This window comes from Variovorax soli NBRC 106424, from assembly GCF_001591385.1.
GTDB lineage: Bacteria > Pseudomonadota > Gammaproteobacteria > Burkholderiales > Burkholderiaceae_C > Variovorax > Variovorax soli.
Map to the genome: position 1 here is coordinate 1 of NZ_BCUU01000137.1, position 11,008 is coordinate 11,008.

Annotated in this window: 7 protein-coding genes and 4 pseudogenes; 9 read left to right on the forward strand and 2 right to left on the reverse strand. The window is 56.8% G+C overall.

Features of this window, described 5'->3' with window-relative positions; translation table 11 throughout:
• Positions 1–401: 401 nt before the first annotated feature.
• Both VSO01S_RS28305 and VSO01S_RS27375 read left to right on the forward strand, forming a co-directional pair.
• The gene (locus VSO01S_RS28305; RefSeq protein ID WP_245684314.1) at positions 402–881 is read left to right on the forward strand and encodes a hypothetical protein; all 480 of its coding nucleotides are present in this window, start codon (positions 402–404) and stop codon (positions 879–881) included.
• A 191-nt stretch (positions 882–1,072) separates the two neighbouring features.
• Positions 1,073–1,303 (forward strand): annotated as a pseudogene (locus tag VSO01S_RS27375) (IS3 family transposase); the annotation flags it as partial.
• Between the two features lie 32 nt (positions 1,304–1,335).
• On the opposite strand, the gene VSO01S_RS24350 reads toward VSO01S_RS27375, so the two are convergent.
• Positions 1,336–1,749 carry an SRPBCC family protein gene (locus VSO01S_RS24350; RefSeq protein WP_068645369.1) on the reverse strand — a complete coding sequence of 138 codons (414 nt, stop codon included), beginning with the start codon at positions 1,747–1,749 and terminating at the stop codon, positions 1,336–1,338.
• Between the two features lie 839 nt (positions 1,750–2,588).
• Here VSO01S_RS24350 and VSO01S_RS24355 point away from each other — a divergent pair.
• Complete coding sequence (locus VSO01S_RS24355) at positions 2,589–3,260, forward strand: response regulator (RefSeq protein WP_068645370.1); 672 nt, start codon at positions 2,589–2,591, stop codon at positions 3,258–3,260.
• A gap of 26 nt (positions 3,261–3,286) precedes the next feature.
• On the opposite strand, the pseudogene VSO01S_RS24360 reads toward VSO01S_RS24355, so the two are convergent.
• A pseudogene (locus VSO01S_RS24360) lies at positions 3,287–3,621 on the reverse strand (ATP-binding protein); the annotation flags it as partial.
• Between the two features lie 206 nt (positions 3,622–3,827).
• Between VSO01S_RS24360 and VSO01S_RS24365 the strand changes: the two are divergent.
• The 6 genes and pseudogenes from VSO01S_RS24365 to VSO01S_RS24385 all read left to right on the forward strand — a co-directional run.
• Positions 3,828–4,175 (forward strand): annotated as a pseudogene (locus VSO01S_RS24365) (integrase core domain-containing protein); the annotation flags it as partial.
• A gap of 412 nt (positions 4,176–4,587) precedes the next feature.
• On the forward strand, positions 4,588–7,656 hold the full coding sequence (locus VSO01S_RS26900; protein WP_245684315.1) for a UDP-N-acetylmuramoyl-tripeptide--D-alanyl-D-alanine ligase: 3,069 nt from the start codon (positions 4,588–4,590) through the stop codon (positions 7,654–7,656).
• Between the two features lie 251 nt (positions 7,657–7,907).
• The gene (locus tag VSO01S_RS26905; RefSeq protein ID WP_245684316.1) at positions 7,908–8,768 is read left to right on the forward strand and encodes an alpha/beta hydrolase family protein; all 861 of its coding nucleotides are present in this window, start codon (positions 7,908–7,910) and stop codon (positions 8,766–8,768) included.
• Between the two features lie 79 nt (positions 8,769–8,847).
• A complete protein-coding gene (locus tag VSO01S_RS24380) occupies positions 8,848–9,816 on the forward strand; it encodes a D-alanine--D-alanine ligase (RefSeq protein ID WP_068645374.1) in 969 nt (322 codons plus the stop codon).
• Positions 9,817–10,193: 377 nt separating this feature from the next.
• Positions 10,194–10,406: a hypothetical protein gene (locus VSO01S_RS27380; protein WP_153305411.1), complete on the forward strand. Its 213-nt coding sequence runs from the start codon at positions 10,194–10,196 to the stop codon at positions 10,404–10,406.
• A gap of 175 nt (positions 10,407–10,581) precedes the next feature.
• Positions 10,582–11,008: pseudogene (locus VSO01S_RS24385) on the forward strand (transposase); the annotation flags it as partial.

Genomic DNA, 11,008 nt, shown 5'->3' on the forward strand with positions numbered 1-11,008 from the left:
AGTACGTCAGCATTCGCTACACCGAGCGGCTGGCAGAAGCGGGCATCGAGCCGTCAGTGGGCAGCAAGGGCGACAGCTATGACAACGCCTTGGCCGAGACCTGTTCGTCGGTCGGCTGGCTGGCGACAATTGTCTTGAGCGGCTCAGGATAGTTGACGCCGGGCAGTCAGCAGTTCGCATGCCACGCGGCCCACCCGTCAGGCGTCGTTCCTTCCAGAAGCAACTGCACCGCGCCGACGCAGTCACGGCCAATGGCCTCCAGCAAGGCGATCTGTACCCCAGTACGCCACGGGTACCGAGCGCCAAGTCGCCCATGCCTGCCCATCGAGTGTGGCCGTCATTTGAAAAGCGCACTTCCTCCATCGCATGCGGCCCTTTGAGGACTCTGCCCTCGAGTTCTCTTGGAAGGTTTCCTGGCCGAATTGTGGGTCGGCACTGACCGGCTGGTTTTAGCCGTTCCCCACAGCTTTTGCGTTGGCCACGTAGGCGAGTCACGGACCGCGAACTCCGGTCGTGCGACGCATGCTCTGGCCAGCAGCAGTCTGGTACGCGTCATCAGCGTCATCCCGCTCGACCATGAGCGTCAATGCCAATTGCCTGAGCGATGTTCCTGCGATCAGCCCTCGGGAGATCTCCTCGCGTTCGCTGATGGTCAGGTGATGAGCTGCTCGCTGGCGCTGCCTCGGAGAAATGCCACCTTCATGAGAAAGAAATCAATGAATCGAACCGGCAACCTTGCCCAAGGCATTGCCGATCTCGGTGAGCGTTTGCCCTTCCTTCCACCTGGCCCACAAGTCCTGTCTCTGCTGCGCGGTCAACCCGCGCTTGCTCCTCTGCATACCGACCCTCTAAACAACATGTTCATCATCATGTTGCCTTGACCGGTTGAACGCACGACGGCCTACTTCGCGAAGGAGTCGATGTGAAGTTCGGCTTCGTGACGAAACACCGAGGGGCATGGCCGGTCAATCTGATGTGCGAGGCGCTCGGTGTCTCGCGAGGCGGCTTCTACGCTTGGCTGGCGCGCCCCAGGAGCCGGCGCAGCCTTGATGACGAGAAGTTGGGCGCTCAAGGCATCACCTGCAGCATGAGCAGAGCCGGCGAGGTCTGGGACAATTCGGCGATGGAGAGCTTCTTCAGTTCAATGAAGACTGAGCGCATCGCCAGGCGGGTGTACCGCAGCAGGGAGCAAGCTCGCGCCGACGTATTCGACTACATCGAGCGGTTCTACAACCCCATGCGCTGGCATTCGACGCTTGGCTACGTCAGTCCCGTACAGTTCGAACAAGCTCAAAAAGCTTAAGTCGGTGTCAACGAAACCGGCAGCAGCCCAGGTCAACAGCTCTCCGCGGCACGCTTGAGACCAGCCATCGTCTTTGGCAATCCCTTTCGGATCTGCTTGCCGATGAGTCGACCAAAGATTGGGGCGAGGAAGCCTGAGAAGCTCACTCGGTGCAGTGCTGTTGTGCCCATGGCCGTAGTCGCCAGCTCGTGCTCGAACTGCATCATGCACAAGGGAAGCTTGCTTTGCACCGTGAATGACTTCAGAGGGATCACCTCAGAAAAAACGATCTTTGCCTCAGGACCTTTGGTTGGCTTCAACCGGCCAATCGAACCGGTAGCAAATGCTCCGTGTATCGACGAGGACTTCACGTCGGGATCCCAAGACGCCCACCGATCGACATCGGAGTACAACGCAAACACGACTTCCGTTGGAGCCTTGATATCGATCCGTTCTTCAAAGTTCACAAGTGCTTTCTATGGGATGAATGGTCGCTTCACTCGGCTGGTCTCGACAACGCGGACAACGAGCAACTGACGCCAGCATCAATTTGCAGTCCACGGAGACGCGACTCGTAGGTGGCGGTAGGTGATCCGGTCCATGCTGACTGATCTGCAGATTGGGCCACGTGTACGACCTCTCGGCAATCGGACCAATCTGAATAGCTGGCTTGGGTGTTGACCTCTGCCAATGCCTGCGGTCGGATGACAGACATGCTCGGTGGCTCGTGGCGAACACTGTCGCGTGGGAGTGCGGAATCCAGAGGCCTGCAGCGGCGCTTCTTCCGGCTGTGGCTAGTCACCGGCGCCGATTCCATTCGATGCCAGTCTTAGCCCTGGTTGAGGCATGGGTGCTCTTGGTCGCCGCCGCGGTGGCTCGCCGCGGTAAGTTCGCCCTGCAAGGCGCGTAGTCGCTTCAATGGCAGGTCGCGCCCGGTGGCTGACCATGCGGCGTTCGCCTGTTGCGTCGCTCAACGCCTTTGCGGGGCAACGATTTCCTCAGCGGTGCTCACTTTTGAGCAGGTCGCTTTTCGGCTTATCGGGCTCGTCGGAGTGTCTCGCTTTGGGAATTTGTTGATCACGGTTCAGTCGCTAACATTCGCATCCTCTCAGCACGCGGATGCGTCACCTCGGCGCCGCAGCCCGTTGCCCGACCGTGTCGAGCCGGGCTCCACTTGTAGGTTTCGGTTGGAGCCGACTCAAATCCAGGCAACAATAGGTGCCGCATCGTTAGTTGGGGGCGAAGCATTGATAGACATTCAGCTTGGTCGTATCGTCCGCCTTCGCCGAACCGGCGCTAAGACCCTATGAAAATTGACATCATTCTCGCTGATGATCATCCGGCACTACTGGCGGGTATTAAGCATGAGCTGTCAGGCATCCCTACCCTGAATGTCGTGGGATCCGCAGGTAGTTCCACCGAACTTGTGCAGCTCTTAGGAAAGCTGTCCTGCGACCTCTTGGTGACTGACTACTCGATGCCTGGTGGAGAGTTCGGGGACGGCATGGCTCTGCTTTCTTTTCTTCGACGCCGCTTTCCCGATCTCAAAATCATCGTATTTTCGATGCTCGACAACCCAGCCATGGTTCGGGAGATGTCAAGGTTGGGCATTAAGTCGGTGTTGAGCAAGGCAGATGACCTCGGTCACCTTATTTCGGCGATTCATGCCGTCTTCGCGGGCTCTACCTACTTCTCCCCATCCACCCGAGCGACTGGTGAGTTTCAGATCAAACAGGAACCTCATCAGGGTATGCGTCAACTCACGATGCGGGAAGCGGAGGTCGTGCGCCTGTTTATCGCAGGCCAGTCGATCAACGAGATCGCGGCACAGTTGCACCGCAGCAAGCAAACTGTCAGCGCACAGAAGATGAGCGCGATGCGTAAGTTCGGCATTGAGCGCGATGTGGACCTCTTTCGCTATGCGCATGAAATGGGCCTCGTAGGTGCCCCGGCGCCAGACCCGACCCAAAAGAACTGACCGGCGAGTTGGAGGCGTGAGAGTGCCGGCGCCACGAACACATGGGCCAGGATCACCAGGTCGATGCGCAGCAAGCTGCTGGCGATGCGCCCCGGCCTTACCCCTGGGCCTTCTCCTGCTCCAGCGCATCGACCAGATCCACCGTCGAATAGAAGCGCACGCGCTTGGCAATTCGCGTGATGCCCGAGCCGCTCAGGGCGGCGGCCAGATGGGTCTTGCGCGTGCTCGGCCCGCGCACCAGCACGGCGCTGTGCGCGGCCTCGGTGAGCTCCATTGTCGCGAGCTGCTGGATCAGCTTCTGGTGCACTGGTGAGGCATCGAAGTCGAAGCCCGCGAGATCCCGATGCACAGAGATGCGCGCCTGACCTGCCCGGTTTCTTCGAGACATTGATTTCTAGGAAGATGGCTCCCGCCCCAAGAGGAGCCCATGAAGAAGAGTCGATTCACAGAGGATGGCATGGACGCCTCCCTGGTCTATTTGACGACGATGGAGGTTCAACTGCAAGGAGACCATCGTGCTCGCCATCATCGGACTGGACATTGCCAAGCGATTCTTTCAATTGCACTCTGTTGAGCCTGCATGGCGCGCCGCTGTTCATGCGCTCGGACAACGAGCCAGAGTTCGTCAGCCAGGCCATCCTGGAGTGGATCTCGGGCTCGGGCATCGCCACTGTGCTCAACGATCCCGACAAGCCCTGGCAGAACGGCACCGACGAGAGCTTCAACGGCAAGTTCCGCGACGAGTGCCTGTCCACCGAGTGGTTCCGCTCGCGTCGCGAGGCCGCCGTCCTGATCGAAGCCTGGCGCAATCACTACAACGAGGTGCGTCCGCACAGCAGCCCGCAATACTCGACCCCGGCGGAGTTCAAACAGCAACCCCGCCAAGACCTGCAACCCGCCGTCTTCCAGGAATAACTGTCTCGACTACACCGGGCAGGTCACGCCGACGTCATCTGGTACTGCACCGAGCGCATGGCCCGGTCTAGGTCTCGGCCTGCAGCAGTGTTTGGCCAACCATCGCGAGGCGTCCAGACCCGAGGCCCGCCCTTGCTCCTGGAGATCGCACCACGCTCCGGCCATGCCGTGCAGGCACAGCGCCTGGAGTTGAACCGTCACGTCACGCATGGTCCACCTCCTGGCCGCGCAGGCTGCAGCGTGGCCTCGGGCAAGGAACGGCTAGGACGCGTCCTATTTGGACAACAGGCTATCCAGACGGGACCTATTGTTCGGGGTTGCTCGTCAAAATAGACTGCATCTCGAATGCTAGGGTTAGGAGCCCTCTTGGGGTCTCCGCCCCACTCACCACTCAACATCTATGCCCACGAAAATGCTTACCGAAGCTCTTGCCGCTCTGCTTGCCGAGGCGCAGCCGGCGGTTGCGCGAAAAGCTCATGCATTGTCCGCGAGCTGGCCCTCCTTTGTTCTATTCTTTTCTTTGAGCGACGGCGCTTACCGAGCTGAAGTTGTCAGTTCAACTGGGGCTACCGTAGATGAGGCCTGGGACAAAGGTGTTCAGCTCGCGAATGAGTTGGTAGCAGCGAGTGGCATGAACGTCGAGTGGCTTCGTGTGGACTGGGTCGACAGCGTCGAAGCCACGACATGGGCTGACTTGCGGCAACGTCTTCGAGAAACCAAGCGCAATTACTTTCGACACGGATTGTCGCTTGACGGGGAGTTCAAGTATGCATTCCTCGAAGCTGAGCTGAACGGAAACGCGATGCTCTACGAGACGACTCCGCACGCCGCTATCAACTCGAAAAACTTCAAGCGCTATGCCCACCTGCGACACAAGCTCGCCGACGTCGATTTCGCCGATGACCTTGCGGTGCACGTATTCTCATCCGCCGGTGTGTTTGCCAGCCGTGCAGAGCCTGGAGCGCATCTTCTGAATGGAAGTGGGCTCAATGCGGGACGTCGAGCGATCGAGCGCTTGGAGCCTAAGCATGTCGAGCGACTCGTGGACACCGGCGGGCGCTACCTAGCCACCCAAGTACAGCCGAATGGTCGCTTCCACTACGGACAACACCCTTGCTTCGGACGATCCATTAATGCCTACAACAGCCTTAGGCATGCAAGCTCGATCTACGCAATGCTTGAGACGTGGGAGGTAACGCGAGATGAACAGCTTAAGGCTGCTATCGACAGAGGTATCGCCTACCTTGTCGATACGCTGATTAAAACTGTTGAGCTTCCCTCGGGCGGCAGCGCGGCGTTTCTACTGGATGAAAAGGACGAACTCAAGCTGGGAGGCAGTGGGGTTTGCCTGTTGGCTCTTGTTAAATACAGCCAACTAACCGGTTCCAGCAAGTATCTTGGCCTGCTCGAAAAGATTGCGCTTGGCATCTTATTCATGCAGGACCCCGCCACCGGCAAATTTGTCCATGTCTTGAATTTCCCTTCCTTGTCACTAAAACAAGCCTTTAGGATCATTTACTACGATGGCGAAGCCGCCTTTGGCCTAATGCGGTTGTATGGGTTAACTGGCGATCCGAGATGGTTGGAGGCCGTGGAAAAAGCATTCAACCACTTCATCGATGCAGAGCACTGGCGCGCACATGATCATTGGCTTAGCTACTGTGTTAATGAGCTAACGCGCTATCGCCCTCTTGAGAAATACTATCGTTTCGGCATAAAAAACTTTGCCGACTATCTGGACTTCGTCACGCGGCGCATCACCACTTTCCCGACGCTTCTGGAGCTGATGATGGCAGCGGAGCAAATGGTCTCCCGGCTTCAGCAAGACCCCGAGCTGCGGCAACTGCTTGTCGAATTGGATTTGCAAAAATTCATGCGCGCGCTGCATACGAGAGCCAACTATTTGCTAAATGGGTATTTTTGGCCCGAATTGGCAATGTACTTTGCCGAGCCAGCAAAAATTGTAGGCAGCTTTTTTATTAGGCACCATGCTTTCCGCATTCGGATCGACGATGTCGAACACTATCTTTCCGGTCTTGTCGCATACTTAAACTATCTGCACAAAACCGAAAATGCGAACAGTGACATAACACATTGGACGCCCTCCAGCATTGTGGAGGCGACTGAAGGCGTTTGGCTTAAGACGCCTCCAGAAAATTGGACGGCGACCGGACTTTGCATCTACGCACCAGCAATGGCGGATGGGAATATGGTCATCGCACAAACGGAAAAGGGAAAGGCAGGAATTCGGATTCCACACATACAAAAGATGCTTCCTCCTCCTGCGGCGGTGATCACCGATTTTCCTGGTCCGCAGGGAGAATTCGGTGACCTACCCGTACTACATGTGCCCGATAGCGGAGAAGCGATCCTGGCCATGGGGAGATACGCCCGTGCGCAGATGAAAGGCAAGGTCATGGCAGTTACCGGAAGTGCAGGCAAGACCACGACCGTTGCCATGGTCGCCGATGCACTAACGGCTTACGGCGACACCGCCAAAAGCTCTCATAACGCCAACCTTCCGCACGGAGTGAGCTGGAATATCGCCTCTGTCAACTGGGCGACCAGGCACGTCGTAATGGAAGTCGCGGTGGGCAAAATGAAGATCAGCGCCCAAATAGTACAGCCAAACATTGCCATCTTTACGAACGTTCAGTCTGCTCATTTGGGGTCCCACAGCACTATAACAGATATCGCGCGCACCAAAAGCTTGATATTCCAAGGCATGACACCGGGAAGCGTAGCGATTCTCAATAGAGATATGCTCGAGTGGGAAACCGTTCACTCAGCGGCGATTGAGCGTGGTCTGAAAGTTGTTCACTACGGAACCACCCCCGAGAGCGATCTTCAATTGATCGAGTACGTCGCTGCCGATGGAGAAGTAAGAGCAAGGATTCATGGCAAAGAAATCAGTTACAAGCTTGCAGCGACCGGAATGCATGCCGCATTGAATAGCTTGGCGGTTCTTGCGGCTGTTGCTGCGCTCGGCTACACACTGGAGCCCGCAATTGAAAAGCTATCTCATTTTGCCGCGCTTCCGGGTCGCGGCGAGGCGCTAGAACTTACCTTTAACGGGCGCCGGATCACTGTATGCGACCACGCGTATAACGCAAATCCAGGCTCAATGAAGGCGGCACTCGAGCACCTGAGAGATATCCGCACGGACAGCCGAAGAATAGCGGTTCTGGGCGAAATGAGGGAACTAGGGCCGAACGCAGAAGAGTTTCATACGCAATTGGAAAGAGTGGTCGCGGATTGCGGGATAGACGCTATCTACGCAGTTGGTAGTCTATACACTGAATTTTGGCAACGTCTACCTGCTGAGCGACGCGGACATCACGCATCTTCTTTGGAAGAATTGAAGATTGCATTGCAAAGAGGACTGGCTGACGGCGACGTCGTCCTTTTCAAAGGTTCGAATAGCACCGGCATCCATCGTATAGTCGCCTGGATAAAGGAAGGCAACGGACAATCTCAGTAATCTTTCACTTGAAGCGAAATATAGTATGTTGCAATAGTCTGTGATTTCCGATGAAGTCATTAAAAAAACTCTTTAGACGTTGTTGGTCCGTTATCCGATGGCAAACGTCACGTTTGATCTTTGCTGCTATTGGTGTCTTCGGTGCATCGGGCGCCTCAAGCCAAGAGTCAACCCTCGGTCCATTTGAGAACCCCACCCCACAACGGCTCAAGGTTCCCCAAGGAAACGAGCGCTTCGACGCGAGAGAAGCCTTGAACGGCGCGTTCAGTTCGCCCGAACAGTGCGCTCATGTGCCAAACGGATTGTGGGTGGAGGTGGACGGGAAAGGTGACTGCGTTCGATATTATTCGCATGGATTGTCTGAGTCAGATAACGCCGTGGCTTTGGTTTACATCGGCGGAGACGTCATGCTGCGTAGCGCCAAGGGCGTCAGGCATATCACACCCATCTATACATCGACCACACCAAGGAAGATTGAGCTAGAGATGGCAGACTGGTCTGCAGCAGCTGGGCGCCCTGCACTCTTCTTGGCTCGCGCCGGTATTTATGGGTCGTCAGGTGATCACAATGCACGGCGCTCGCATCGCGAGATCAATCTTTTGAATCAAGCGCTAGACCTACTTAAAGATCGCCATCATATAACCTCCTTTATTTTGACGGGACATTCAGCCGGCGCGCAAATTGCGGCGGGCCTTCTCAATAGGCGCAGCGATATTTCGGCTGCAATCTATTCTTCCGGCATGCTCTCGGTAAAGCAAGTGACGACATTCTGGGAGCATAGACGCGATATTCCCGGTCGGCTGCTATATGATGCCAGTCGATATTACGACCCAATAGACGAGATCGATCGCATAGATCGACATCAAGCGCCTGAAATTTACGTAATTTCAGATCCCGAAGATCGGGTGGTTCCTTTTTTTAGTCAATTGTTCTATGTGCGTCGCTTGCGAGCGCTGGGGATCCATCCGCACCATATATATGCGCGCGCCCCGGGGCCACAGCATCACTTGTTGGCTGGGCATGCGAAGAAGGTTGCAGCGCTTCTTGCGAGAGAAGCATCGAAGCAAGAAATCTATCGTGCTGTTCTGGAACTGGATTTTCAATCTATCTAGAAATTGCGTTCTCGGGCGAGCACCGCATCCTTGCAACAAGGCCGCGAAGTGGCCCAATCATTTATAAATAGGAGGGCATATGAAAGCCGACCCACCGTCCTTGGGTAAAGTAGCAGTTTTGTTCGGCGGGAGTTCCGCCGAGCGCGAAATTTCCATCATGTCTGGTACGGGCGTGCTGGCAGCACTTCGATCTTGTGGCGTGGATGCGGAGGCTTTTGACCCGGCCGAGCGCGAGCTGACCGATCTCAGCCGCGGCGGCTTTGCTTGCTGTTTCATCGTATTGCACGGGCGCCACGGTGAAGACGGCACGGTGCAAGGCGCGCTGGAATTGCTTGGCATCCCCTACACCGGTTCGGGGGTGATGGCGTCGAGTTTGCTCATGGACAAAGTCATGACCAAGCGAATTTTGCAAGCCGAAGGTCTGCCAACACCTCGCTTCGTGCGCCTGTCCGCCGATCATCAATCTCGCGCTGAAATAGAGGTCGTGCCGGACTTACTCGGGTTACCGTTGATTGTGAAGCCACCGCGTGAGGGCTCTTCTATTGGTCTGTCGAAGGTAGTTAGCTGTTCGCAGATGGACCAGGCAGTTGCGCTCTCGGTTCGCTACGACCCCGATGTTTTGTGCGAGGAATTCATAGAAGGCGATGAGGTCACATGCGCCGTACTGGGAACCGGCAGCGAGGCCGTCGCGTTGCCGGTAGTGCGCATTGCGGCACCGGATGGCGCGTATGACTACCAAAACAAATACTTCACCGACGAGGTTAAATATTTTTGCCCGAGCGGTTTACCAAAATCCGAAGAAGAGGAGATCCAGCGGATTACTCTGGAGGCGTATCACTTGCTAGGATGCCGCGGCTGGGGCCGAGCGGATGTGATCATTCGCGGGAGCGATCGAAAGCCTTTCCTACTGGAAATGAACACTTCGCCAGGCATGACCAGTCACTCCCTAGTACCCATGTCTGCGCGGGCGGCGGGAATCAGCTACGAAGAACTTTGCCTTCGAGTACTTGCCAGCGCGACGCTGGACTCGCGCTGGGCGACGAAATAGTCACCTCGGTCACGGCGCTGTTACGGGTGGGCGCCCGCCCTAAGAAGTTTTACTCAAAGCAAGCGCCCGCGCATTGGCACTGCAGCCGTGCTGCCCGTGCGAGCGGCCTTTCGGATCGGGTAACTGTTGCGACTGCTCATATGAAACCGCCCAAAACGTCGAGTTAGTCGAGCGCCCAGCTTTAGCGCAAGGCAGGGGAATGACGCCAGTACCTCGGTGTCATCCCCGGGCAATCCCTAGGGTGCTGGATTTTGGGATCGGTCTGATTTTTATACCCGGCGAAATTCGTACCCTAAGGAAATCTATAGCTGAAGGATCGGCCTGACGCCCGGGCCCATCTTCCCCTAAAAATGACCCCATGGATACTTGAGCGAAATATGAAAAGCACCGAAGTTCTAAAAGCACGGTCGCTGATTGTCGAATTTGCCACATTGTCCGAAGCAGGAAAAACCCAGTTCTTCAGCTCCATCAATCGTTTTATGCTGGCCTCGCCCAAGAAGAGGCGAGAGATTTTGGAGGAATGGGAGCGGCATTCGGCAACCGCTGCCCAGAAAGCGCAGCGCGCTAAAACCGACAGCCCGCAAGCCTAGGGGGCCGGCGGCGCACCAGCACGCCCGTATGGCGGTAGCGGCCGTATCGCCTCCGTATCACCCCAAGCAAACCCTCAGATCGCGTACCCGCTTGAATCGCCACCAGGCCCGCTGACCTTGCCCCCGGAAAACGTATCCCTTGCTGAGTGTTTCAATACAAGTAAGGAGAGTCGAAATGACGAGGACGACAAGAGCGCGCTACACGCTGGAATTCAAGCAGGAGGCGGTGCGGCTGGTCGAGGGCGGCCAGAGCATCGCGGCGGCGGCGCGCACGTTGGGCGTGGTCGAGCAGACATTGTTCAATTGGGTCAAGGCGCAGCGCCAGGGCAAGCTCGCCGGTGCTGACAGCAAGGCGGTGAGCGCCGAACAGATGGAAATCAGCCGGCTGCGTTCCGAACTGGCACGCGTGAAGATGGAGCGCGACATCCTGGAAAAAGCCACGGCGTACTTCGCGAAAGCGCAGCGGTGAAGTACGCCTTTGTCCAACGCCACCGACGCGTGTGGCCGATCTCGGTGCAATGCCGGGTGCTGCGAATCAGTTTGACAGGGTATCACGAGCACTTCGTGCGCAAAGCCAGCGGCGCGCAGCGCCGTCACCGAGC